Source organism: Xanthomonas sp. A1809, assembly GCF_017746015.1.
Lineage (GTDB): Bacteria > Pseudomonadota > Gammaproteobacteria > Xanthomonadales > Xanthomonadaceae > Xanthomonas > Xanthomonas euvesicatoria.
Genome location: NZ_JAGHWZ010000007.1, coordinates 162,945 through 186,730 on the forward strand (window position 1 = coordinate 162,945; position 23,786 = coordinate 186,730).

The window sequence follows — 23,786 nt, forward strand, 5'->3', positions numbered from 1 at the left end:
ATCAGGTGCCCGGCTGGGCATGCAGGCGACGCGGCACGACGACAGCAGCCAACGCCCCAGGATCAAATCGTGCTGCATTGACGCCAGCGCACCGGCTCGGCGGTGCCCGGGCGCGGGTTGAGTTGCACGCGCACCGTGCGCAGGTACGGGTAGCGTTGCAGCTCGCGGCAAATCAGCGGCCATGCCGCGCTGTCTTCCACCGTCCGATCCACTACCAGGGTTGCCTGGGTCAGCCAGATGCCACGCACCAGCCCCGGTGTCTGCGCCAACGCCTTGGAAACCTCGCGCTGATAGCCTTGGATGGTGGCTGCATCCGGTTCTGCGCCGGCTGCCGGCGCGGCCGGGGCCACTGCAGTAGGTGACGGGCCCGGCTGGGCGGTACTGGCGGAGGGCGTGGGCGGTGCGACCACGCGGGCCGGTGCGGGAATCGGTGCAGACGCCGCAGCGGGCGGTGTGGCCCGCGTCGGAGCCGGCGGGCGCAGCGCCAGCACCGCCATGACGGCCAGCGTCGCCAGCGCGGCGCCGGCGATGATGCTATGGCGGATCGCGCGGCGGCGCGCCGCACCAACCACGCCGGCTTCCACATCGCCAGGCAGATAGGGTTTGAGCAGCGGCCACAGACGCACACCGTCCAGCACTTCGATCGATTGTTTCTCCGCGGCGGCGATACCTTCGCGCTCCATGCGGCCTTCGGTCACCATCACGCCGCCGTTTGCACCAGCCAGCCGTGCCATCGCGCCCAACTCGTTCACCGCCGCCACGCCGATGCGATAACCGCGCCCGTGCTTGCAGGCCACCAACCGGGTGCCATGCTCGGTCTGCATCATGAAGTCGGCGGTGGGCAGGCCATCCTGCGGCAGCTGGGTGGGCTGCCATCCGCGTTGATCCTGCAGGACGCGCAGCACCACGGCGGAAAAATCGCGCCAGTGCATGATGGCCAGCGCACGGACGCCTTCATGCACTTCATTGGCGCGTCGTCGTACCAGCCACAGGTAGGCAGACACCGCCAGCCAGAGCAGCAGTGCGGCCAAGGGCGCCAGAATCCAGGAAGGCATGAGCATCAAGCAATGGCGCGTATAACGAATCGTGCGTGTAGAAGAATCCTTCGCGAAAGATTCGTCAATGGATCGTGCGCGGTGATATCGCGAGCCGTGATCCAGATAGCGAAAGACCCGCCAGTCCGAAGCCGTGAGGGGAGGGGAGCAAACGGACTTCGTAACGCAGGACTGGCGGGTCGTTCCCGATTGTCCAAAAAATCATGTTGCTTTGCAACATCGGGCCGGAAGAGCTGCGTTTTGGCGCTAAGCCACTGATTCAAAAAGGCTGCGCAGAGCCAAATCGCACGTCAGCGACGCTGCATCCTCACGCCGGTCCATCGCCAACGCGCGGCTGCGGATTAGCCAATACACCACCCACGGTGAGTTGCACCCATCGGCGCGGGTAGCACCAGCCGATGACACCGCTCGAGGTGGCTGGGGGCGCCGCGCTTGGCCGGCGTGCAGAAACGTAGTGCGCAGCTGCACTCGGCGATGACTCCCTTCACCATCTCGGGCAACAACCGCGCCGTCACATGACAGCGCGGCTGCTTTCACTGTTGCGCTCATTCCGGGTCGAACGCACCGGGATTGCTGGACGACGATGCCGCCCCGGCACCCGCGCCGCCGGCAGCGGTCGTCTCGCTGGCCGCCTGCGCCGCCTGGTTAGCGGTACGGTTGGCACGCTTGGTGGCCGCGGTATTTGCGCGGACCTGGGCCTTCAGCGATTCGACCTCGCGCCGCAGGTTTTCCAATTCTTCCTGCTCGGGAATGTTGAGCGTGCGCAGCACGCCCTTCACGCGTTCGTCGAAGGCCTTGCCCAGTCTGTCCCAGCCGCGCACCGCGGTATCGCGTGCCTGCTCGAACTGGGTTTCCACCTCTTCGCGCAATTCGTCGACGCTCTCGGCCGCCCTGCGCTGGCCGGTGCGCTCATAGGCGGCGCCCTCGCGCACCAACGAGTCGAACAGCTTGCTGCCTTCGTTCTGCACGCGCCCAAGCGCGCCCAGACCGGCAAGCCATACGGTCTGAGCCGATTCGCCAAGCCGGCGCGAGATCTGTTCCGCCTGCGCCTGGAAGCCCTGGGCCGCGTTACCGCGGTTACCGTTCTGATCGTATCCGGTCGTCATGCGATGCTCCTGTAGGTTGCCAACGTGACATTGCGTTCACCCTAGTGCCGACCCTGCATCGGGCAGGTGAAGCACTGCCCGATCAGGCGTGCCGAAAGCATCTACCCGCAAGCGCCCGAGCAGGTGACTTGACGCTGAAGCAGCGCAGCGCCAATCGCGCGATCAGGCCAGTTTTTCGGCCAGCAAGCGCCGGATTTCCGATTCCACCATCGGCTGCACCGCCGACAGCAAAAAGCCGAGTTCGGCGGTGACGTGCACTTGTTGCGGCAACAGCGCGATTGCTCCGTCCACGCCGGCACGTGCGATGCGCAAAGTGTCGCCTTCCCAATGCGAAGCGACGCCGTAGCGATCGGTCAGCTTGCGCGCCGCCTCGTCGATGGCCGCGCGTGCCTGGGCCGGCGTCAAGGAATGGTCGTGGCGGATATCGATGCTGGACATGGGTGCGATGGGTCATGCGAAAAGTGAGGGCGCATTGTGCGCATGCCAGGCCCCAGCTCCAAGTGCGGCCATGTGTGGCCTTGCTGTCCGTGTCGCAAACACAGGTCTGCAAGCTGCGCTGCCGCCTGCTCAGCCGACGGCAGCGCGATCCTGGCGCGCCCGCGCCAGCGATCCAGCACGGCTCCGATCACCACCGATGGCCGCGCATGGGGGCAAACCTGCTAGGCTGCGGCGGGTGCGCGACCTGCAAGTTCATTTCACCCACCGGCAGCAGCCGGATCATTCCCTCAAGCCCGGCGTCCACCGGATCGTCCGTCATGCCTCCGGCAGCGTGCGGGTGGTCGGCGATGCGCAGGGCGCGTTGCTGTTGGCGCAGTTCTGCCTGGACCAACGCGGCCTGTGGCTGCAGGTAGCCAGCGGCATTCGCGGTATCCACGTCAATGGGCGCCCGGTGCGTCGCATGGCGCTGCTACGGGCGGGCGATGCGATCTATGCCGATGGCGTGGAAATGCTGCTGCGCAGTGCCCCGTCCAGTGCGCCGGCCAACGATATCCACGACGACACGGCCAACCTCGGCGAGGTCTGCCTGTTGTTGCGCGGCATCGGCGGGCGCCATCATGGTCGCAGTTTCACCCTGGATCGCGCGCGTCTGGTCGGCAGCGATGCTGCCGCCGATATCGTCATCGACGACCCGGCATTTGCGGCGCAGCACGCCCGTCTGGAACGACACGGCGACCGTGTGCTGATCCGCGATCTGGGTTCGGAAGAGGGGAGCTGGATCAATGGCGTCCAGGTGCGCGACGGCTGGCTGCAGGCTGGCGACCAGGTCGTCTTCGATGCGCGCCACCGTTTCGTGGTGGAAGTGCCGCGGACGCACCACGGCACCACCTGGGATCTGCCCGATACCGAACCCCCGCCGCCGCCGCGTGCGGTTGCAGAGCCGACGCGCGCACCGGTGAAGGTGGCCCGCTGGCCCTGGTTGCTGCTTAGCGCGGTGTTGCTGGCGGCGGCGTTGAGCGCCTTGCTATGGTTCGGCGCGCGCTGAGTTTCTTCCAGACGCGCCAGCTCAGCAATACCGCAAGAATGCCGGCGTACAGGGCCGGCTCGCGGATATCGGATTTCACCAGCCACCAGAAATGCAGCACCGCCAGCAGGCCGATCGGATAGATCAGCGTGTGCAGGCGGCCCCAGTTGCGCTTGAGCCGACGCATCCACCCCTGGGTGGAGGTGATCGCCAGCGGCATCAGCAACAACCACGCCGCAAACCCCACCGTGATGTACGGGCGTTTGAGGATCTCCTCGAAAATCTGCGTCCAGAAGCCGCGCAGGTCCAGCGTGAGGTAAGCCGCCAGATGCACGCTGGCGTAGAAGAACGCGTACAGGCCCAGCATGCGGCGGAAGCGGATCACCACGGCCTGCCCGGTGAGTTGGCGCAACGGCGTGATCGCCAGGGTGATCAGCAAGAAACGCAGCGCCCACAGCCCGGTGCGGTGTTCGATCTCGGCCACCGGGTCGGCGCCCAGCGCGTCGCTGCCGCCTTGCCACACCTGCCAGAATTGCCAGCCGAGCAGGGCGATCGGCGCCAGCGCGGCGGCATGCACCAGCGTCTTGGCAGCAATCACGGAAGTGGATGTCTTGGCCATGCGATCTCGAAGAAGGAAACGATGCTGAAGCGTAGGAGCGCACCCGGGCGCGACTGGCTTTGGTGGTCATGCCCGTCGCGCCCGGGTGCGCTCCTACGCCGGGTCGATGCCAGATTGTGTGTTGCCTAGAACCACTTTTTCAGATCCATGCCTGCATACAGCGAAGCGACCTGATCGGCATATCCGTTGAAGGGCTTTGTGGCGATGCGCTCGGCAAACAGCTTGCTGGCGGTGCCGGCGATGCGGCGTTCGGTCTTCTGGCTCCAGCGCGGGTGGTCCACTGCCGGGTTGACGTTGGAAAAGAAGCCGTATTCGGACGGTTGCAGATCGTGCCACGCGGTCTCGGGCATTTTTTCGACGAAACGGATTTCCACGATCGATTTGATGCTCTTGAAGCCGTACTTCCACGGCACCACCAGGCGCAACGGCGCGCCGTTCTGCTGCGGCAGCGGCTTGCCGTACAGGCCGGTGGCCAGCAGGGTCAGCGGATGCATCGCCTCGTCGATGCGCAAGCCTTCGCGGTACGGCCAGTTGATCGAGCGGTAGCGTACGCCCGGCATCTGCTGCGGGTCGGCCAGGGTGGTGAATGCCACGTACTTGGCCTTGGAGGTCGGCGCGAAGCGCTTGAGTACCTCGCCCAGCGGCACGCCCGTCCACGGGATCACCATCGACCAGCCTTCCACGCAGCGCAGCCGGTAGATGCGTTCTTCCGGCGCGATGCCCTTGAGCAGCTCATCCAGCGACAGGCTGCCGGGCTTCTCGCATTCACCGCCTACCTTCACCGTCCAAGGCGACAGCTTCAGGGTCTTGGCCGCCTTGGACGGATCGGTCTTGTCGGTCCCGAACTCGTAGAAGTTGTTGTAGCTGGTGACGTCTTCCAGCCGGGTCAGTTCCTCGGCCGTGCGAAATCCGCTGCGCGCCTGCGCCGGCGTCACCACGGTCTTGGGAGGCGGGGGCGGGTCGGCTTCGGCACATCCGGCCACGCCCAGCGCGGGGGTCAACGCAAATAACTGCAGCAGCCGGCGGCGGTCGCGGTAAACGGCCTCATCGGTGATCTCGCTGGACGGCAAGTTGAAAGCATCGCGAAACGACATGGCAGGCTCCGGCAGTGGCTGCAGCGTGAGAGTAACGAACCAAGACAAAAGTTCGCCTGGGCACCTGTCTACGTTACGTCAGGCTCAGTCAAAAGGATGCAGCTGCAACTTTTTTGTCCGCTGCCAAGCCCGATGCGCTGCGGCATACTAGAAGGCTAGCTCGACCAAGGTGTGCCATGACACGCGCGTTCAATTTCAGTGCCGGCCCTGCGACATTGCCGGAATCGGTCCTGCGGCAGGCGCAGGCAGAGATGGTCGAGTGGAACGGCGTCGGCGCCTCGATCGTGGAAATCAGCCACCGCAGCGCCGATTTCATGGCGGTGGCGGCTGCCGCCGAAGCCGATCTGCGCAGTTTGTTGTCGATTCCCGACGACTATGCGGTGCTGTTCACCGCCGGTGGCGCCACCACCATCCAGGCGCTGCTGCCGCTGAATTTTGCCGCGCCCGGCCAGGCGGCCGACTACGTGATCACCGGGCATTGGGGCAAGACCGCGATCAAGCAGGCGGCCACGTCTGTGGATGCGCGCATCGCCGCCGACGCGCAGGCCGATGGCTTTGTCGACATTCCCCCGGCGGCCAGCTGGACCTTGTCGCCGCATTCGGCCTACGTGCACATCACCGCCAACGAAACCATCCATGGCGTCGAATTTCGCGACACGCCGGACGTGGGCACGTTGCCGTTGTTTGCCGACTTCAGTTCGTCGATCGCCTCCGAGCCGCTGGATATCTCGCGCTACGGCCTGATCTACGCCGGCGCACAGAAGAATCTTGGCCCGGTGGGCATTTCGGTGGTGATCGTGCGGCGCGATCTGCTGGAGCGCGCCGGGCAACCGCGTGCGGACATCTTCAATTACGCCTCGCATGCCGCGCGCGATTCGATGCTCAACACGCCGCCGACCTGGAACTGGTACGTGCTCGGGCTGACCGTCAAGTGGATGCTGGAACAGGGCGGAGTGCAGGAGTTCGCGCGCCGCAATGCCGAGAAGGCCGCGCTGGTGTATGGCGCCATCGATGGCTCCGGCGGCTTCTATCGCAACCTGATCAAACCGGCAGTGCGTTCGCGCATGAACATCCCGTTCTTTCTGCCGGACGAGCAGCTGGATGCGCTGTTCGTCAGCGAATCCAAGGCAGCCGGGCTGCTCGCGTTGAAGGGGCACAAGGCAGTCGGTGGCATTCGGGCGTCGCTGTACAACGCGATGCCGGTGGCCGGCGCGCAAGCGCTGGCTGCGTTCATGCACGACTTCCAGCAGCGTCACGGCTGAGTCTTCATCTACCCGCGGCGTCTGCCGCGCAGGCGCATGCGCTGACAGCGCACATGCGCCGCCATTTTAGGAATGCCCAGCGATGGCCCCCAAGTCCGACAAGTCCACGGCCGCCACAGGCGGCAAGAAAAAGCCGACCAAGACATCGGTGCGTGCTTCAGACAGCAAACCTGCAAACACGCCGGCTGAAAAGGCCGCGATCAAGACCGCCGCGCCGGTGCTGGCCGATGTGCGTGCCAAGATCGACGAGATCGACCGCAACATCCAGGCGCTGATTGCCGAGCGCGCCAACTTTGCGCATCAGGTCGGCAAGGCCAAGGGCAAGCTTGCGGCAGCGGTGGATTACTATCGCCCCGAGCGCGAGGCGCAGGTGCTTCGCATGGTGGTGGACCGCAACGAAGGCCCGCTCAGCGACGAAGTGCTGGTGCACGTCTACCGCGAAATCATGTCGGCGTGCCTGGCCCAGCAGGAGCCGCTGAAGATCGGTTACCTCGGCCCGGAAGGCACCTTCAGCCAGCAGGCGGTACTCAAGCATTTCGGCCGCTCGGCGGTGGGGTTGCCGATGGCGACCATCGAAGAAGTGTTCCAGGAAGTGGAAGCCGGCAACGCCGATTTCGGCGTGGTGCCGGTGGAAAATTCGGGGCAGGGCACCATCCAGGTCACCCTGGACATGTTCCTGACCTCCAACCTGAAAATCTGCGGCGAAGTCGAGCTGCGCGTGCATCAGTACCTGCTTTCGCGCAACGGCCGGCTGGAAGATATCGAACGCATCTACGCGCATTCGCAATCGTTCGCGCAGACTGCAGGTTGGTTGCGCTCGCATCTGCCCAAGGTGGAAAAGATCGCGGTGTCCAGCAACGCCGAAGGCGCACGCCGCGCACGCAATGCTGAAGATGCCGCGGCCATCGGCGGCGAAAGCGCAGCCCACGTGTATGGCTTGAAGAAGGTCATCATGAAGTCGATCGAGGACGACGACGACAACACCACGCGCTTTTTGGTGATCGGGCGGCAGATCTTTCCTTCGTCCGGGCACGACCGCACGTCGGTGCTGGTGTTCATCCACGACAAGCCAGGTGCGTTGTTCGACGTGCTGAGCCCGTTCGCACGCCACGGCATCAGCATGAACCGCATCGAATCGCGGCCCTCGCATCAGGCCAAGTGGGAATACGGCTTCTTCATCGATCTGATCGGCCATGTCGAAGACGATGCGATGAAGCAGGCGCTGGCCGAACTGAAAGCGCACTCGGCACAGATCAAGGTGCTGGGTTCGTATCCGGTGGCCATTCCCTGAGCATCGAAGCTCGATACGACAATCCATGCCGGAGCGCCGCGACCTTGTATCGACGGCAGCGCCGCAACCTTCTTCAAAGCGCATCGTCAGCATTGGCGATGCCGCAGCCATCGGATCACATGCATGAGCAGCAGCACGCACCACTGGATTGCCCGTCGCGGCACCGCACTGCAGGGCAGCCTGGCCATTCCTGGCGATAAATCGGTTTCGCACCGCGCGGTCATGTTCGCCGCGCTCGCCGACGGCGTTTCGCAGATCGATGGGTTTCTCGAAGGCGAAGACACGCGTTCGACCGCTGCCATTTTCGCCAAGCTGGGCGTGCGCATCGAAACGCCGTCGGCGTCGCAGCGCATCGTGCACGGTGTAGGTGTGGATGGTCTGCAGCCGCCGGCCGAGGCGCTGGATTGCGGCAATGCCGGCACCGGGATGCGTCTGCTGGCCGGCCTGTTGGCGGCGCAGCGCTTCGACAGCGTGCTGGTGGGAGACGAGTCGCTATCCAAGCGGCCGATGCGGCGCGTGACCGGCCCGCTGGCGCAGATGGGCGCGCGGATCGAAACGCAGGACGATGGCACGCCGCCACTGCACGTGCACGGTGGGCAGGCACTGCACGGCATCGATTTCGTCTCGCCGGTTGCCAGCGCGCAGGTCAAGTCAGCGGTGCTGCTGGCCGGTCTCTATGCGCAGGGCGAGACCTCGGTGACCGAGCCGCATCCCACCCGCGACTACACCGAGCGCATGCTGTCGGCATTCGGCGTGGAGATCGATTTTTCGCCTGGTAAGGCCCGTCTGCGCGGTGGGCAGCGTCTGCGCGCGACCGATATCGCGGTACCTGCGGATTTTTCGTCGGCTGCGTTCTTCATCGTCGCTGCCAGCATCGTTCCCGGCTCGGAGGTGGTGCTGCGCGCGGTCGGATTGAATCCACGCCGCACCGGGCTGTTGGCTGCGTTGCGCCTGATGGGCGCGGATATTGGCGAAGAAAACCACGCCGAACACGGCGGCGAGCCAGTCGCCGATCTGCGCGTGCGTTACGCGCCATTGCGCGGTGCGCAGATCCCCGAAGCGCTGGTGCCGGACATGATCGACGAGTTCCCGGCCTTGTTCGTGGCCGCGGCTGCCGCAAGCGGGCAGACCGTGGTGACCGGCGCCGCCGAACTGCGGGTCAAGGAGTCCGATCGCCTGGCGGCGATGGCCACCGGCCTGCGCACGCTTGGCGTGCAGGTCGACGAAACACCGGATGGCGCCACCATCCACGGGGGCAGCATCGGCAGCGGCGTGATCGAAAGTCATGGCGACCATCGCATTGCCATGGCGTTCGCCATCGCCGGCCAGCTGTCCACCGGTCAGGTGCAGGTGAACGATGTGGCGAATGTGGCGACTTCTTTCCCGGGCTTCGACACGCTGGCGCAGGGCGCCGGATTCGGGCTGGAAACCGCCGGGCGTCGGTGACGCGTTTTCCGTTGCAGGATGGCCCAGATCTCGCCGGGTCCGGAAAGACCATGTCTGTTTGCGAGTCAGGAGCGTGACGACGCGCCGCGACATCGCGAGCGTTGCCGTCCGTCAAGCGCCGCAGCGCTGAGCAAGTTCTCAACGCTGCGCGGTGAACTCCACCGGCACCTGCACGCTGCTCACCACCGCATGGCCGTCGCGCTTGGCGGGCTCGAAGCGCCACCGGCGCAAGCTTTCCATCGCCGCTGCATCCAGCCGAGGGTCATCACTTCCGCTCCGGTCGACGATGGTGACATCGCTCACCCGGCCCTGCACATCCAGCTGCAAACGTGCGGTGCGGCTGCCCTGGATGCCGGCACGCGCCACGGCGGCCGGGTAGCTCGGCATGGCATTGCCCGGCAGCGGCTTGGCTTCCACGCTGCTGACCGCTGGGCGAGCAGGCTGGTGCGCCACCATCGTCATCGCACGCGGGCCATCGGTCGTCGGCAGGATCTGCCGACTCGCTGCCGGCAGCGGCCGCGTATCGGTCGCCAGTGACTCGTCGCTGTGGCGTGCCCACCACCAGCTGGGTACCACGATGAGCAGCGCCACCAGCGTTGCCCACATCCAGGGCGAAGCGCCGTCGCTCGCTGCATTCTGCTGCCGCTCCATCGAGCGCCTGCCGTGCTGCGGCAGCGACGACGGGTGAGCGGATGAAGGATTTGAAGTGACGGACATGGCCGACCTCCTGGCGCATCTGAGGATGACGAGACCAGTCTGGTTGGCGCTACCTGAGGGGCAGCTAAGGCGGACGGCGAATGAAGCGCTCGAGCTTGCTGAAAGTTCAGCTTAGTCAAGCTGACATTGCGGCCCGGTTAAAACTGCATGCTGTTTGTGGCTGCGTGGCGTCAGCCAAGGCCTGCCCCGTCGCGCCCCCACATCGGCAAGGCAGTGACAAGCAACACGCGCGAAGGGTTAGCTGTACTTACTGCGCAGGCTTGAACTCGAACGGGATGTCCATGCTGCCGGCCACCGGCTGGCCATTGCGCTGCGCCGGGTGGAAGCGCCAGTGCCGCACGGCTTCCATGGCCGCACGGTCCAGGTCGCGCGAGCCGCTGCGCTGCACCAGGGTCACGCCACCGGGATTGCCGGCGGCATCCACGTCGACCCGCACCACCACATCGCCAGCATCGCCGCGACGCAGCGCAGCCGACGGGTAGCGAGGCGGCGGCATCTGGCCCTGGATCGGTACCGGGCGATCGCCGCCAGCGACCGGTGCGTTGACCGGCGCGGCGCTGCCAGCGGCACCTGGCGCGCCGGGTGCCGCATTTTCCGGCAGCGGCGTCGGCGCGGGCGGGGCGGGTGGCGCGGTGTCCACCAGGGTGGGGGTTTCGGCCGGCGGCTTGGCCTGCGGCATGTCGCTTGCGCCGTCCTGGGCGGGCAATGGCGCCGGCAGCGGCGCAATGGTGTCGTCGGTCTGCGCGCCTGCGGTCGGCTGCGCCGGCGAGGCTTTATAGAAGTCGTCCTTGCGGCCGGTGGCCCAGACCAGCAGGAACAACAGCAGGCCGGCAGCGAAGGCGATGCCGGCGATTTTCAGCGTGTGGCGGGGCAGACGCAGAACGATATGGCGATCGGACGCAGGACGGGGCGCGGACATAGGGCTCACCTGAAGAATCGTCGCAATTCTGGCATAGCCGTAGTGAATCGATCGCAGCAGGTGCCGGAACAGGCGATAATCTCGCGCTATTCCACTGACGCACCTATTCCGATGCTAGATCCGGCCCTGCTTCGCCAACACCCCGCCGACCTTGCCGAGCGCCTGCGCAGCACGCGCAGCTTCGCCCTGGACACTGCGGAACTGGAGTCGCTGGAGAGCGAGCGCAAGCGTATCCAGGTGCGCACGCAGGAACTGCAGAGTCAGCGCAATTCCAAATCCAAGGCGATCGGGCAGGCCAAGGCCAAGGGCGAAGATGTGGCCGCGCTGATGGCCGAAGTGGCCGGGTTCGGCGATGAACTCAAGGCGTCCGAAGAGGCGCTGGATGCGATTCGCGCCAAGCTCGAGGGTATCGCGCTTGGCCTGCCCAACCTGCCGGCCGAGGATGTGCCGCTTGGCAAGGACGAAAGCGAGAACGTGGAGCAATCGCGCTGGGGCACGCCGCGTCAATTCGATTTCGCCGTCAAGGACCATGTGGAACTGGGTGCGCCGCACGGTTGGCTGGATGGCGAGACGGCAGCCAAATTGTCGGGCGCGCGGTTCACCGTGCTGCGTGGCCCGGTCGCGCGTCTGCACCGTGCCTTGGCGCAATTCATGCTGGACCTGCATGTGGGCGAGCACGGTTACGAAGAAACCAACGTGCCGCTGCTGGTCAATGCCGATTCGATGCGTGGCACCGGTCAGCTGCCGAAATTCGAAGACGATTTGTTCCAGACCGAAGTGGGCGAGTCGCGCCGTTACCTGATCCCCACCTCCGAAGTGCCGCTGACCAATATCGTGCGCGATGAGATCATCGACGCCGAGCGTCTGCCACTGCGCATGACCGCGCATTCGATGTGTTTCCGCGCCGAAGCCGGCAGTGGTGGCCGCGATACGCGCGGCATGATCCGCCAGCACCAATTCGAAAAGGTGGAGCTGGTGACCGCCTGCGCGCCGGAAGACAGTGATGCCGAGCATCAGCGCATGACGCGCTGCGCCGAAGTGGTGCTGGAACAACTCGGCCTGCCGTATCGCAAGGTGCTGCTGTGCACCGGCGACATGGGGTTTTCCGCGATCAAGACCTACGATCTTGAGGTATGGCTGCCTTCGCAGAACACCTATCGCGAAATTTCGTCCTGTTCCAATTGCGGCGATTTCCAGGCGCGGCGCATGCAGGCGCGCTGGCGCAACCCGGTCAGCGGCAAGCCGGAGTTGCTGCACACGCTCAACGGCTCCGGCACTGCCGTGGGCCGCGCGATGATTGCGGTGATGGAGAACTACCAGAACGCCGATGGCTCGATCGATGTGCCGCAGGTGCTGCGTCCGTACATGGGCGGGCTCGAGCGGATCGGCTGAGTGCGGGTAAACAGGAGGACGGCGCTCACAACCAGGCGGCGCGGGCGGCGTTCGGCGCGCATATCGCTTCGGGCGCTGCGGTTGCCCGGTTAGATCGACACTTGTCAGACGCGTGCTCGCTACGCTTGGCAGCTTCCACACATGCGAGTGTCGAATGGAGTCTGCGATGTCTGGCGCACATGGTGCGAGGGCGTTTGAGCGCGAGCTTCTTTGCTATTGGAAATCGACACAAAAAAACGGGACCAGCGGTGGTCCCGTTTTTCGCTATGGCAACTCGCAGTCATGACGACCTTTCAACGCGTCAACCCGTCACGCCGCAGGCTTACGCGCTCACAGCAGCCTCTTCTTCCTCACCCAGCCCGGCCAGCGCCGAGGCCAGCGCATCGGCGCGATGCTGCGGCGAATACGCCACACCCTCTGCGCGCACGAAGCTGATGTCGTCGATGCCCAGGAAGCCCAACACCTGGCGCAGATACGGCTCCTGAAAATCGTTCGTCGGATCGGCATACAAGCCACCACGCGCGCTGGCGATGATGACGCGCTTGCCGCCGGCCAGGCCTTCCGGACCATTGGCGGTGTACTGGAAGGTGCGCCCGGCAACTGCAATGCGATCGATCCAGGCCTTGAGCGTGGAGGGGATGGCGAAGTTGTACATCGGTGCGCCAATCACGATGACATCGGCCTGCAGGAACTGCTGCATCACCGCTTCGGCGGCCGCGGCCTCTGCCGGGTCGGTCTGCGCCAGCGTCTGCGCGGTCAGATGCGGAATCGGGTCGCGGTCGAGGTCGCGATACGACACGTCCACCTCGGGATGGCGCCGGCGCTGCTGCTCCACGACGGCGGCGCTGAGCACGCGCGTGACGGAATTGGCGCCTAGCGCGCTGGAATCGAGGTGCAGCAGTTTCATGACGATGACCTGTGGCAAGCGGCAGCGCCGCGGAGGTGTGCAGCGTAGGTCGTTGCTCTGTTGGAATAAAGGTGGTTAAATATCACGTATCGTTCTATCCATGGATACCTGCGCCATGCACGACCTGAATGACCTGTATTACTTTGCGATGGTGGTGGATCACGGCGGCTTTGCCGCTGCCGAGCGTGCGCTTGGCATCCCCAAATCGCGCCTGAGCCGGCGCATCAGCCAGCTCGAGACCGACCTGGGTGTGCGCCTGTTGCAGCGCTCCACGCGCCGCTTCGCGGTGACCGACGTCGGCACCAGCGTGCACCGGCACGCGCAAACCATGCTTGCCGAGGCCCAGGCCGCGCGCGAGGTGGTGGATCGTCTCAGCGCCGAGCCGCGCGGTCTTGTACGTGTGAGCGTTCCTGTTTCGCTTGCGCAGATCCAGTTGCCCAAGTTGTTGCCGGAATTTTTGGCCAAGTATCCCAAGGTGCGGCTGCAGCTCAATATCAGCAATCGCCGCGTCGATGTCATCAACGAGGGCTACGACATTGCGCTGCGCGTGCGCTCGCGCCTGGACGACGACGGCAGCCTGGTGATGCGCAGCTTCGGCCAGGTGCAGGAACTGCTGGTTGCCAGCCCCAAATACCTGGATCGCGCCGGTCGCCCCAAGGACCCCAGCGAGCTGGCCAACCACACCACCATGAGCACGAGCGAAGACGAAGCGCATCAGCGCTGGGAGCTGCACGGCCCGAACGGCGAAATGCGCCGCGTCGATCTGCAGCCACGCCTGGCCGGCTTCGACTTCCCGCTGCTGCAGTCGATGGCGCGCGACGGCTTCGGCATCACCATGCTGCCGGAAACCGTGTGCGCCGAAGCGGTGCGCAGCGGCGAGCTGGAAGTGGTGCTGCCGCACTGGTCGCTGCCGCAGGGCATCTGCCATGCCGTGTTCGCCTCGCGTCGCGGCCTGCTGCCGGCGGTGCGGGTGTTCATCGACTTCCTGGCCGAACACCTGCCGCAGGAAATCGAACGCTCGCGCCTGGATTGCGGCGGCAATTGCGCCGAGTTGGCTGAAAAGCTCAAGCGTGCCGCCGGCACGGCGCCGCGCCTGGTGGTGGCCGAAGCGGGCTAAGCGTCCGTGACAAAGCTGGCCAAGGCTGGGTTGGCGGCCGAGGCTGGCCGGCACGTACGTTGGCAGTCCGCTAGCTGCTGCGCAGCCAGTGCGCTGCAGTGTTAGGCAGGTTGCCTGTGTACTCGGGCGTCTTCGCCGACCACGCGGGGTAGCGGCCGAGTACCATCAAGGGAGCGGCGCGCTGCGCCAGCTGACGGCGTTGGTGTCATTGAGCAAAACGCGCCTGGGCATGCGAGAATGCGCGCCCGGGAGCGATCCTGGGAGAACGGCCGCACAGATGTTCGTGCGGCCACAGACAGGGCCACCCGCGCAAGGCGAGTCGCCCGCGTGACATCCGGCGCCTTCGGCGGTCACGTGCAGCAGCATCGGAGAGATGGCCGAGCGGTTTAAGGCACCGGTCTTGAAAACCGGCGAAGGGTCAAACCTTCCGTGGGTTCGAATCCCACTCTCTCCGCCACACGTCGCTGCAAATCGCTCCGCGCCGTGACGCTTCCCCAACGCACACCGCCCGTCTCATCTTCTGTCCCGCACTCAGCGCGATGGTCCCCTGACGATCAATGTGTCATCGGGCTGATCGCTCAGCGACGCGGTCGACCGTGTCGTGCAGATGGTCGCGCTGCCGGCACACCGCTGCCACCGCATTCAGGACGATCTGGAGCGATCAGCCATCACCTTGCTACGGGAATTGCACGCGCTTAAAAAGCCGATGAGCCAGATCCGCGTGCGGGCAGAGGTCGCGTGCCCATCACTTGCTGTGGGCGCTGGCAGTGCTAGTGCTGTATTGCCACTCCGCCTAACTGCTGCTGCGATGCATGACACTTCTCCCCTGATCAACACCGACGCGCCTGGGCTGCAGGCCGCTGGCGATACGGCCGGGATGCTCTGGACAATCGGTCATTCCACCAGGACCTGGGAGGCGTTCGTCGCGTTGTTGAGCGCGCATCGGATTAAGGCAGTGGTGGATGTGCGGCGCTTTCCGGGCTCGCGTCGCTACCCTTGGTTTGCCAGCGACACGATGGCGCATGCACTGGACGCGGCGTCGGTGCGCTATCTGTGGCTGCCCGAGCTGGGTGGACGGCGCAAGGCGCAACCCGGGTCGCCCAATGGCGCGTGGCGCAACGCGGCGTTTCAGGGCTATGCCGACCATATGACCAGCGCCGACTTCGGCGCCGGGCTGGAGCAGGCGACCGCCATGGCACGTGAGCGGCGTACGGCGCTGATGTGCGCCGAAGCACTCTGGTGGCAATGCCATCGCCGCTTGATCGCGGATCTGTTGCTGCACCGGCGGTGGCAGGTGCTGCACATACTTGGCGAGACCGCGGTGCAGCCGCATCAGTTGAATGCCGATGCGCGCCCGGTTGGGCGCGATCTGATCTATCCGCCGCGACAGGTTGGTCTGTTTTCTGCCGAGTAGGCGCTTGCGGTAGGTCGAGCCCCAGACGATCGCCGCGACCGTCGCTTGTGCGTCGAACGCTATCGCGCGGACTCACAGCACCGTTGCGTTGACCTTGAAGACCTCCACTGCGCGGGTGAGTTGCGCGGAGTGCTGTTCCAACGCATGCGCGGCGGTGCTGGCGGCTTCGACCAGGCGCACATTGTGTTGGGTGGTCTCGTCCATCTGCGCGATGGTGTGATTGACCTGTTCGATACCGCCGGCTTGTTCCTGCGAGGCGGCGGAGATATGGGCCATGATGTCGGTGACGTGCTGGACGCTGGTGACGATTTCGCCCATGGTGGTGCCGGCGGTGTGCACGAGGGTGGAGCCGTCGGCGACGCGTTGTACGGAATCGTCGATGAGCCGCTTGATTTCTTTTGCCGCATCCGAGGAACGGTGCGAGAGCGTGCGCACTTCCGATGCAACAACAGCGAAGCCGCGGCCCTGTTCGCCGGCGCGTGCGGCCTCCACCGCGGCATTGAGGGCCAGGATATTGGTCTGGAAGGCGATGCCGTCGATGACCGAGATGATGTCGGCGATGCGTCTGGACGAGGCTTCGATGCCGGACATTTGTTCGATCACCTGGCCGACCACGTCGCGGCCTTCCGAGGCGATGGCGGCGGCGCCGCGTGCGAGCTGGTTGGCGCGGGTGGCATGTTCGGCATTCTGCTTGACGGTGGAGGTCAGCTCTTCCATCGAGGCAGCGGTTTCTTCGAGGCTGGCGGCCTGTTGTTCGCTGCGCTGCGCCAGCTGCTGATTGCCGCTGGCGATATCTTCTGCGACGAAGCTGATGCTGTTGGAGGTTGTCTGGATGCGGGTGACGATGTCGGTGAGGCGGTGCACGGTGCTGTTGGCATCGTCACGCATGGAGGCGAACACGCCGTGGAAGTTGCCGGACATGCGCACGGTGAGGTCGCCATCGGCGATCGCGCGCAGCAGCCCGGAGAAGCTGGCCAGGTTGGTATCGGAGGTGGCCATCATGGTGTTGAGGTTTTCCACCATCAGGCGAAAATCGTGCTCGAACGTTTCTGCCTTGCCGCGGAGTGCAAAGTCGCCTGCGCAGGCGGCCTGGGTCAGTTCCTGGATCTGCGCGTTGATGGCCTGCAGGTTGCGCTTGACCTGCTGCATGGTGGCGGTGATGGCGGATTTTTCGCCCGGGTACTGCTCGATGTCCTGGGTGAGATCGCCAATGGCGTAGCTGCCCATGACCTGGGTCATGCGCAACTGGGTCTGCACGTGGGCGTGTACGAGTGCGTTGGTGTCCTGCACCATGTCGCCATATTCGCCGGGAAAACCCTGTGGGTCGGTGCGGTAGCTGATTTCGCCGGCGTCGTGGCGCGCAGCCATGCTGCGTTGCGCCCAGATCACCTCCTGCAGGCGTCGCTGCATCTGCTGCATGGCGCGCAGCAGTTGCCCGGATTCGTCGTTGCCGGTCGCTGCGTCCTGGCTGCGCAGATCGCCGTCGTTGATGCGCTGGGCCAGGCGCAGCGACTGGCGCAGCGGCAGCACCACACTGCGCGTGAGCAGGAACGCGATGGTGGCGCCCAACAGCAGGGCGACGACGGTGGACATCACCATCAGCATCGCAAAGCCGCGCGCGGTGGCAACGGCCTGCCTGGCGGCTTGGCGGTTCTTGGCTTCCTGCAGGTCGATGAAGGCGTTGATGCTGGCCAGCCAGGCAATGAAGGCCGGGCGCGCTTGCTGCAGCAGGTGCTGTTCTGCCTGCGCCTTGTCGGCCGCATCGCGGAACGCGCGCACTTGCGCGATCAGCGGCAGGGTGCGCTGCTCGACGGATTTGATCTGCCGGAGAATGTCTTTCTCTTTTGCATCGGTCGAGCTGGCGATCATGTCGTCGAGCGGTTGCGCAGCGCGTGCGTAATCGGCAGCGAGCTTGTCGATCGATTGTTCGGCGGCGTGGCGCTCTGCGGGGTCGTCCATGAGTACGACGTCGCGCAGAGCGATCGCGCGGTCGTGGACGCTGCCACGGAAATTGATCGCGTAGCGTTGCTTGACGCTGTTGACCTCATTGATGGCGGTGAGTTGCTGGTCGATGCTGCGAACGCGTTGGATGCCCACCACGGTCAAGATCACCATCAAGACGATGATCGCGAGAAAGCCCAGGGCCAGGCGCTGTCCAATGCGCAGATTCGGGAAGAAATGCATAGGGGTTCGATCGGTGTTCCGACTGGCGGAAGAGCGGGGGGAGTCCCGGCAACGGCAGGGAGACGAATACGCACGCGACAGCGCAAGAGCCAGCGCAACGGCTGCCGCTCAAGTGGTGTCTCGACGTGTTCGTTAGCGACCTCTAGCAGTGGAACTGAAGACGTTGCGTCTGCCGGTTCAGGTGCTGGTGGGGCTGCTCAATGCGCCGAGACACTCGTCGTTCCTGCCTGCAACGCTGCCGCCGGCGGCTTACCGGCGCCTGCAACGGCGCTTAGGGATAACGCGAGAGATCCGGCGCCTTGATCGCCGGCGTCATCCACTTTGCAGCGAGGTTCTGCACGCTTGGCTGGCTGGCGAGTTTGAGTGCGCCATGCAGCAGGTGGATGCCGAGCCGGCTATGCGGGTTCATCAGGCGTGGGCCGATCTTCGGCACGCCCTGGGCCTGCTCGACCATCGGGCGCATGGCGGTGGCGTAGGCAGCGAAGGCCGCGTCCAGCGTGGCGGCCTGGGCGATTTCGTTGGCCAGCACATACGCGCCGGTCACTGCCAGGGTGGCGCCGATCCCGGCCAGTGGCGTCGCGCACCAGGCCGCATCGCCGGTAAGCACGGTGCGACCGCTATGCCAACGCTGCATGCGCACCTGGCGCAGGGCATCGAAGTAGAAGTCGTCGGTGCCATGCATGCCATCGAGCACGCGCGCCGCCTGCCACCCGGCGTCGGCAAAGCGCTCGTGCAGGTAGGTCTTCTGGGCGTCGATGTCCCAGTCTTGTTCGCCTTCGGGCGGTTTCTGCAGCGAGAGCATGGCGCGCGTGGTGCCGTGCCGGTCGGGTCGCAACGAGATGCTGCGCCCGCCGGTGGTGTGGTACCAGCGCCACAGCGGGTCGTCGTCGGCGCTGCGCGGGATGGTGAAGTAGGCGATGGTCAGATCCATCCAGCGCGGATCGTTTTCCCCCGGGAAGACCTGTTCGCGCGTCGAAGAGCCCACGCCTTCGGCGACGATCACCGCGTCGAAGCGTTCGCTGCAACCGCTTTCGAAGGTGACGGTTGCGGCATCGCTGCCGGCAGCGTCTTCGATGCTGGCGATGCGGTCGCCGAAGCGGTACGTCACATGGCCGCGCGCGGCATCGTAGAGCAGGCGGGCCAGATCGCCGCGCAAGATCTCCAGTTCGGCGGTCGGGCCATCGCCATCGATGTCTTCGGTCTTGAAGGTGGCGACGGCCTGGCCGTGCGCGTCGATCCAGGCGGTGCCTTCTTCGCCGGTTCCCTGGGCCAGCGCGGCCTGTTCCAGGCCCATGCGTTGCAGCACCTCACGGCCGACACCACGTACGTCGATGTTCTGGCCGCCATCGCGAAACCGGGTGGCGCGCTCCACCACGGTCACATCGAAGCCGCGATGGGCGAGTGTCCAGGCGGCAGTGTTGCCGGCGATGCTGGCGCCGGTGATGAGGATACGACGCGGCATTGCTGTCATCCTGGCAGGAAATATCAGGTGTGATATTACACGTCCTGGCCGTGACGCTCCATGTTCGCGATCAGCCGGTGCATCAATGCGACGGTCTGCTGCACCTCGTCGGCGGAAAAGCCTTCCAGCGCCACCGCGTTCATACCCAGCAGCGCACGCCCACCAAGTTCGGCAATCTTGCGCCCGCGGGCGGTGAGCGCCACCAGCGCGGCACGGCGATCCTGCGGGGTCGGGGTGCGCTTGATGAGCTTCAGTCCCTCCAGCTTGTCCAGCAGTGCCACCATGGCCGGCTGCTTCACGGCCGATGCGATGACCAGGTCACGCTGCAGCATCGGGCCTTTCCAGGACAGCAGCATGATCGGGCCAATCAGCGCCAGCGACACGCCGTGCGGCCGCAGTTCGGCGTCCACCAGGCGGTTGAAGACCCGCGCTGCATGGTTGGCCAGATACCCCGGCGCGATAGCAGCCTGCGGATGGATGAGTTCATTCTGATCAAGCATCTGTAAGACCGTGCGTTGCCCTGTGGCTATCGGGCAATGGTACGTCTCCTGCAGTGCGGCATGGCGCTCGTTGCCGCGTGGCACCGCGTGCACGCCCGGTGGCTTGGCTGCCGGGGCGATATCGCGATGCTGCGCGGCCCGAAGACGGCACGGCCCCATGTGCGCGGGCCGACGGCTGTACCGGCTGTGGCGCAGGCTGCGCGCTGCCGCAAACGCAGGAGCGCAAGCTGCCTGGTTCAGCCATCGCCTGCGGGCGTGGCTGGACGCCACCAGCCATAGGCCAGATGATGGGCGCGAGCGCGCGGCTCGGTCTTGCCGACGCGTCGTGCGCCTGCGGCGACCTGGTCTTTTCAACGGTTGGACATGATGTACGGATGGATGATGGAGATGCTCGCAGCAGGCGACCTCGCGGTCGTGCGCGGTGCGTGCTGGAGCGGCGACCTGCGTGTGGACGCAATGCAGGTACGCCCTCTATGAATGCGGGATTTCCGCACGGCAACAGCGTCATGGCGCAGGCGGTACGCAGCCACGACTGGGCGGCGAGCCCGCTGGGACCAACCGCTCAGTGGCCATCGCCGTTGCGCAATGCGGTCGATCTGATGCTGGGTTCGCCCGAAAGCATGTATGTGGTGTGGGGCGATGCGCTGACCTTTTTCTACAACGACGCCTACACGCCGATCCTGGGGCCGCGCCAGGCGCAGGCGCTGGGCGCGCCGCTGCGCGTGTTGTGGGCCGATGCCTGGGAGGCGGTGCGCGAGCCGATTGAAGCGGCGTTCGCAGGGCAGGCATCGCGCTTTGAGGAAGTGCCGATCGGCATGAACCGCTACGGCGTGCCGGAGCAGACCTGGTGGACGTTCTCGTTCTCTCCGATCTATCTGGACGATGGCCGGGTGGGCGGCGCGTTCTGCGTCACCAATGAAGTCACCGCGCGCAAGTTGGCGCAGGCGCGGCTGGCCGACGAACACGAGCGCCTGATCCGCTTGTTCGAGCAGGCGCCGATGTTCATGGCGTTCCTGAGCGGGCCGCAGCACCGGGTGGAGTTCGCCAACCCGTGTTATTCGCGCCTGATCGGCCACCGCGATGTGATCGGGCGGCCGTTGGCCGAGGCGCTGCCGGATGCGGTGGAACAGGGACATGTGCGTCGCCTGGACGAGGTGTACCGGTCCGGGCGCGCGTTTTCGGCCAATGCGCTGCCGTACAACGTGCAGGCGGTGCCCGGTGGTCCCGCCGAGCGACGCTTGCTGGATCTGGTCTATCAGCCGATCGCAGGCGCCGATGGCACCATCTCCGGCATCTTCGTGCAGGGCCTCGATATCACCGACCGCATCAGCCTGGAGCGCGCGGTGCGCGAGGCCGAAGTGCGCAACCGTCAAATCCTGGACAGCGTGATGGACTACGCCATCATCGCCACCGATATGCACGGGCGGGTGACGTCGTGGAACGAGGGTGCGCGGCGCATTCTGGGCTGGAGCGAGGTCGAGATGCTCGGGCAAACGCTGCAGCGCACCTTTACGCCGGAAGACGTCGAGCAGCGGCAGATGCTGATCGAGGCCGCTGCCGCGCTGGAAAGCGGCAGCGGCATGGACGAGCGCTGGCACGTGCGCAAATCCGGCGAGCGGTTCTGGGCCAATGGCTCGCTGATGGTGTTGCGCGAAGAAACCGGCGAGGCGATCGGGTTCGTCAAGGTGTTGCGCGACCGCACCGCCGAGCGGCTGGCCAGCGAAGCGCTGCAAAAGAGCGAGCGGCGCCTGGACGCACTGGTACGCGCGTCATCGCAATCGATTTTTTCCGCCAGTGCCCACTGGCGCGAATGGCGCCAATTGGTCGGCGACGGTGTGCTGAGCGATGCGGTGTCGGCCACGCCCGACTGGCAGGCGATGGTGCACCCGGACGACCGCGCGCGATTGGCGCAAGCGCTTGCGCAGGCGACTGCCACCAAGTCTGGTGTGGATGTGGAATACCGGGTGCTCGGCACGGATGGGCAGGTGGGCTGGACCTTGATGCGCGCGATTCCGTTGCTGGATGAGCGCGAACAGATCGCCGAATGGTTCGGCACCTCTGCCGACATCACCGACAAACGCGTGGCCGAAGAGCAGCTGCGGCAACTGACCGAGACGCTGGAAGAGCGCGTGCGCGAACGCAGCGCGGCGTTGTTGCTTGCCGAAGAGAAGCTGCGTCAGAGCCAGAAGATGGAAGCGGTGGGGCAGCTGACCGGCGGGCTGGCGCACGACTTCAACAATCTGCTCACCGCCATCAGTGTCGGCCTGGAGTTGCTGCAGACGCGCATCGAACAGGGCAAGTACGACCGGCTGGAGCGCTATGTGGAAATGGCGCAATCCAGCGCGGCGCGCGCCACTGCCTTGACCCAGCGGTTGCTGGCGTTTTCGCGCCGGCAGACGCTGGCGCCCACCGCGCTGGATGTGGAGGAGCTGGTGCGTGGCATGCACGACATCATTGCGCGCACGCTGGGGCCGTCGATCGCGCTGCAGCTGCGTCCGGCAGACCAAGCGTGGCAGGTGCTGGTGGACGCGCCGCAGCTGGAAAACGCGCTGCTCAATCTCTGCATCAACGCGCGCGATGCCATGCCCGATGGTGGGCAGCTCACCATCAGCCTGCACAACCGCGCGCTGGATGCCGCTGCCGCCCAGCAGCTGGAGCTGCCGCCTGGCGATTACGTGTGCCTGAGTGTGCAGGACACCGGTACCGGCATGACGGCCGAGGTCATGGCCAAGGTGTTCGAACCGTTTTTCACCACCAAGCCCATCGGCCAGGGCACCGGGTTGGGCCTGTCGATGATCTATGGGTTCACTCGACAGTCCGGCGGGCATGTGCGCATCGATTCGGAAGTGGGCGTGGGCACCACCATGGCCTTGTACCTGCCGCGCTTCACCGGCGTGCTGGCGCAAGACGACGTGGCACCTGCTGATGCGCCGCTGCAGCGCAATGCTGCGCACAGTCGCACCGTGTTGCTTGTGGAGGACGAAACCGCGATTCGTGTCTTGATCTCCGAAGTACTCACCGAAGCCGGCTACCGCGTGATCGAAACCGCCGAGGGCAGTGCGGCGGTGGAGCGCTTGCGCTCGCAAGAGCACATCGATGTGCTGGTGACCGACGTCGGCCTGACCGGCGGCCTCAATGGGCGACAGGTTGCCGACGCCGGGCGGCAATCGCGTCCTGCACTGCCGGTGCTGTTCGTCACCGGCTATGCGGCCAGCGCCGCGGTGGGCGCGGGCCAGCTCGACGATGGCATGGAAGTGTTGACCAAACCATTCCAGGCCATCGAGCTGGAGCGGCGGGTGGCGCAGTTGCTGGAGCGTCGCGCGCGCTAATCAGGTGCCGGTGCTGCTGCGAGCCGCTCGTTGCACCGGCATCGATCGCCTGAGACATGCGTATCGCAGCGAACGTGGCGCAAAGACGCAGCGGGCGCACGCGGTTGGGCCTGCCTAGAGCGCCGTCTGTACGATGCCCAGCAGATCGCGCAAGGAAAATGGCTTGGTCAAAAGACGCATGCCGGTATCCAGAAAGTCGGCACGTTTGGCGATTTCGCCTGCGTAGCCAGTCATGAAGATGATGGGCATTGCGGGGTAGAGCATGCGCGCCTGATCGGCAAGGTCGCGCCCGTTCATGCCGGGCAGGCAGATGTCCGACAGCAGCAGATCGAACGGGCATGCCCTGGTCAGTTGCGTCAGCGCGTGTTCGGCGTCTGCAGACGCCACCACGTGGTAGCCCTCGTCGCCAAGAATGTCTGCAGCCATCTCGCGGATTGCATCGTCGTCTTCGACCAACAGGATGCGTGCGTTGGGTAATGCGTGAGCCACTGCGGTCCTCGAGCGATCGCA

Annotated in this window: 20 protein-coding genes, 1 tRNA gene and 1 pseudogene; 9 read left to right on the forward strand and 13 right to left on the reverse strand. The window is 65.5% G+C overall.

What is annotated here, in order from left to right; translation table 11 throughout:
* Positions 1–62 precede the first annotated feature (62 nt).
* The 3 genes from J7396_RS11935 to J7396_RS11945 form a co-directional block, all read right to left on the reverse strand.
* Positions 63–1,061 carry a restriction endonuclease gene (locus tag J7396_RS11935; RefSeq protein WP_011347042.1) on the reverse strand — a complete coding sequence of 333 codons (999 nt, stop codon included), beginning with the start codon at positions 1,059–1,061 and terminating at the stop codon, positions 63–65.
* A 539-nt stretch (positions 1,062–1,600) separates the two neighbouring features.
* Complete coding sequence (locus tag J7396_RS11940; protein ID WP_008576248.1) at positions 1,601–2,161, reverse strand: phasin family protein; 561 nt, start codon at positions 2,159–2,161, stop codon at positions 1,601–1,603.
* A gap of 162 nt (positions 2,162–2,323) precedes the next feature.
* A complete protein-coding gene (locus J7396_RS11945) occupies positions 2,324–2,599 on the reverse strand; it encodes a polyhydroxyalkanoic acid system family protein (protein ID WP_008576246.1) in 276 nt (91 codons plus the stop codon).
* A gap of 235 nt (positions 2,600–2,834) precedes the next feature.
* Here J7396_RS11945 and J7396_RS11950 point away from each other — a divergent pair, with 235 nt between their 5' ends.
* The gene (locus J7396_RS11950; RefSeq protein WP_014089873.1) at positions 2,835–3,644 is read left to right on the forward strand and encodes an FHA domain-containing protein; all 810 of its coding nucleotides are present in this window, start codon (positions 2,835–2,837) and stop codon (positions 3,642–3,644) included.
* Here J7396_RS11950 and msrQ read toward each other — a convergent pair.
* Both msrQ and msrP read right to left on the reverse strand, forming a co-directional pair.
* On the reverse strand, positions 3,586–4,242 hold the full coding sequence (gene msrQ, locus J7396_RS11955) for a protein-methionine-sulfoxide reductase heme-binding subunit MsrQ (protein ID WP_008576242.1): 657 nt from the start codon (positions 4,240–4,242) through the stop codon (positions 3,586–3,588). The genes J7396_RS11950 and msrQ overlap by 59 nt on opposite strands.
* 125 nt (positions 4,243–4,367) lie before the next feature.
* Positions 4,368–5,336, reverse strand: a complete 969-nt coding sequence (gene msrP / locus J7396_RS11960; RefSeq protein ID WP_008576241.1) for a protein-methionine-sulfoxide reductase catalytic subunit MsrP — start codon at positions 5,334–5,336, stop codon at positions 4,368–4,370.
* Positions 5,337–5,512: 176 nt separating this feature from the next.
* On the opposite strand from msrP, the gene serC reads away from it, so the two are divergent.
* The 3 genes from serC to aroA all read left to right on the forward strand — a co-directional run bounded on the left by serC (position 5,513) and on the right by aroA (position 9,335).
* A complete protein-coding gene (gene serC / locus J7396_RS11965; RefSeq protein WP_011347046.1) occupies positions 5,513–6,598 on the forward strand; it encodes a 3-phosphoserine/phosphohydroxythreonine transaminase in 1,086 nt (361 codons plus the stop codon).
* Positions 6,599–6,680: 82 nt separating this feature from the next.
* The gene (gene pheA, locus J7396_RS11970) at positions 6,681–7,889 is read left to right on the forward strand and encodes a prephenate dehydratase (protein WP_011347047.1); all 1,209 of its coding nucleotides are present in this window, start codon (positions 6,681–6,683) and stop codon (positions 7,887–7,889) included.
* A gap of 123 nt (positions 7,890–8,012) precedes the next feature.
* A complete protein-coding gene (gene aroA / locus J7396_RS11975) occupies positions 8,013–9,335 on the forward strand; it encodes a 3-phosphoshikimate 1-carboxyvinyltransferase (protein WP_071117826.1) in 1,323 nt (440 codons plus the stop codon).
* 138 nt (positions 9,336–9,473) lie between these two features.
* Here the strand turns inward: aroA and J7396_RS11980 are convergent, their stop codons facing one another.
* Positions 9,474–9,941 (reverse strand): energy transducer TonB, encoded by a 468-nt coding sequence (locus J7396_RS11980; protein ID WP_039419093.1) that lies wholly within the window; start codon positions 9,939–9,941, stop codon positions 9,474–9,476.
* Between the two features lie 358 nt (positions 9,942–10,299).
* A complete protein-coding gene (locus tag J7396_RS11985; protein ID WP_209261497.1) occupies positions 10,300–10,971 on the reverse strand; it encodes an energy transducer TonB in 672 nt (223 codons plus the stop codon).
* Between the two features lie 111 nt (positions 10,972–11,082).
* Here J7396_RS11985 and serS point away from each other — a divergent pair, with 111 nt between their 5' ends.
* Entirely contained in the window at positions 11,083–12,363 is a 1,281-nt protein-coding gene (gene serS / locus J7396_RS11990) for a serine--tRNA ligase (protein ID WP_209261498.1), read from the forward strand.
* Between the two features lie 322 nt (positions 12,364–12,685).
* Here serS and J7396_RS11995 read toward each other — a convergent pair whose 3' ends face one another.
* Entirely contained in the window at positions 12,686–13,270 is a 585-nt protein-coding gene (locus tag J7396_RS11995) for an FMN-dependent NADH-azoreductase (protein ID WP_011347050.1), read from the reverse strand.
* Between the two features lie 100 nt (positions 13,271–13,370).
* Here J7396_RS11995 and J7396_RS12000 point away from each other — a divergent pair, with 100 nt between their 5' ends.
* The 3 genes from J7396_RS12000 (at position 13,371) to J7396_RS12010 (ending at position 15,801) form a co-directional block, all read left to right on the forward strand.
* Positions 13,371–14,387, forward strand: coding sequence for a LysR family transcriptional regulator (locus J7396_RS12000; protein WP_003485786.1), 1,017 nt, complete (start codon positions 13,371–13,373; stop codon positions 14,385–14,387).
* Between the two features lie 367 nt (positions 14,388–14,754).
* A tRNA-Ser gene (locus tag J7396_RS12005) sits at positions 14,755–14,844 on the forward strand.
* A gap of 351 nt (positions 14,845–15,195) precedes the next feature.
* The gene (locus tag J7396_RS12010; protein ID WP_057681542.1) at positions 15,196–15,801 is read left to right on the forward strand and encodes a DUF488 domain-containing protein; all 606 of its coding nucleotides are present in this window, start codon (positions 15,196–15,198) and stop codon (positions 15,799–15,801) included.
* Positions 15,802–15,873: 72 nt separating this feature from the next.
* On the opposite strand, the gene J7396_RS12015 is transcribed toward J7396_RS12010, so the two are convergent.
* From J7396_RS12015 to J7396_RS12030, 4 genes and pseudogenes are all read right to left on the reverse strand, one after another.
* Complete coding sequence (locus tag J7396_RS12015) at positions 15,874–17,985, reverse strand: methyl-accepting chemotaxis protein (RefSeq protein ID WP_209261499.1); 2,112 nt, start codon at positions 17,983–17,985, stop codon at positions 15,874–15,876.
* Positions 17,986–18,256: 271 nt separating this feature from the next.
* A complete protein-coding gene (locus tag J7396_RS12020) occupies positions 18,257–19,447 on the reverse strand; it encodes an FAD-dependent monooxygenase (RefSeq protein WP_014089931.1) in 1,191 nt (396 codons plus the stop codon).
* Between the two features lie 35 nt (positions 19,448–19,482).
* Entirely contained in the window at positions 19,483–19,947 is a 465-nt protein-coding gene (locus J7396_RS12025; protein ID WP_057681618.1) for a MarR family transcriptional regulator, read from the reverse strand.
* A 42-nt stretch (positions 19,948–19,989) separates the two neighbouring features.
* A pseudogene (locus tag J7396_RS12030) lies at positions 19,990–20,159 on the reverse strand (MarR family transcriptional regulator); the annotation flags it as partial.
* A gap of 261 nt (positions 20,160–20,420) precedes the next feature.
* Between J7396_RS12030 and J7396_RS12035 the strand changes: the two are divergent.
* Positions 20,421–23,276 carry a PAS domain-containing protein gene (locus tag J7396_RS12035; RefSeq protein WP_057681540.1) on the forward strand — a complete coding sequence of 952 codons (2,856 nt, stop codon included), beginning with the start codon at positions 20,421–20,423 and terminating at the stop codon, positions 23,274–23,276.
* A gap of 114 nt (positions 23,277–23,390) precedes the next feature.
* On the opposite strand, the gene J7396_RS12040 is transcribed toward J7396_RS12035, so the two are convergent.
* Positions 23,391–23,735, reverse strand: coding sequence for a response regulator (locus tag J7396_RS12040; protein WP_136733874.1), 345 nt, complete (start codon positions 23,733–23,735; stop codon positions 23,391–23,393).
* Positions 23,736–23,786: the final 51 nt, after the last annotated feature.

Coding starts and splice junctions, on each gene's coding strand:
- serC (WP_011347046.1), top strand. CDS start 5,513: ATGACACGCGCGTTCAATTTCAGTGCCGGCCCTGCGACATTGCCGGAA.
- J7396_RS11945 (WP_008576246.1), bottom strand. CDS start 2,599: ATGTCCAGCATCGATATCCGCCACGACCATTCCTTGACGCCGGCCCAG.
- J7396_RS12000 (WP_003485786.1), top strand. CDS start 13,371: ATGGATACCTGCGCCATGCACGACCTGAATGACCTGTATTACTTTGCG.
- J7396_RS11940 (WP_008576248.1), bottom strand. CDS start 2,161: ATGACGACCGGATACGATCAGAACGGTAACCGCGGTAACGCGGCCCAG.
- J7396_RS11995 (WP_011347050.1), bottom strand. CDS start 13,270: ATGAAACTGCTGCACCTCGATTCCAGCGCGCTAGGCGCCAATTCCGTC.
- J7396_RS11985 (WP_209261497.1), bottom strand. CDS start 10,971: ATGTCCGCGCCCCGTCCTGCGTCCGATCGCCATATCGTTCTGCGTCTG.
- J7396_RS12010 (WP_057681542.1), top strand. CDS start 15,196: ATGCATGACACTTCTCCCCTGATCAACACCGACGCGCCTGGGCTGCAG.
- aroA (WP_071117826.1), top strand. CDS start 8,013: ATGAGCAGCAGCACGCACCACTGGATTGCCCGTCGCGGCACCGCACTG.
- msrQ (WP_008576242.1), bottom strand. CDS start 4,242: ATGGCCAAGACATCCACTTCCGTGATTGCTGCCAAGACGCTGGTGCAT.
- J7396_RS12020 (WP_014089931.1), bottom strand. CDS start 19,447: ATGCCGCGTCGTATCCTCATCACCGGCGCCAGCATCGCCGGCAACACT.
- J7396_RS12025 (WP_057681618.1), bottom strand. CDS start 19,947: ATGCTTGATCAGAATGAACTCATCCATCCGCAGGCTGCTATCGCGCCG.
- serS (WP_209261498.1), top strand. CDS start 11,083: ATGCTAGATCCGGCCCTGCTTCGCCAACACCCCGCCGACCTTGCCGAG.
- pheA (WP_011347047.1), top strand. CDS start 6,681: ATGGCCCCCAAGTCCGACAAGTCCACGGCCGCCACAGGCGGCAAGAAA.
- J7396_RS12015 (WP_209261499.1), bottom strand. CDS start 17,985: ATGCATTTCTTCCCGAATCTGCGCATTGGACAGCGCCTGGCCCTGGGC.
- J7396_RS12035 (WP_057681540.1), top strand. CDS start 20,421: ATGAATGCGGGATTTCCGCACGGCAACAGCGTCATGGCGCAGGCGGTA.
- J7396_RS11980 (WP_039419093.1), bottom strand. CDS start 9,941: ATGTGGGCAACGCTGGTGGCGCTGCTCATCGTGGTACCCAGCTGGTGG.
- J7396_RS11935 (WP_011347042.1), bottom strand. CDS start 1,061: ATGCTCATGCCTTCCTGGATTCTGGCGCCCTTGGCCGCACTGCTGCTC.
- msrP (WP_008576241.1), bottom strand. CDS start 5,336: ATGTCGTTTCGCGATGCTTTCAACTTGCCGTCCAGCGAGATCACCGAT.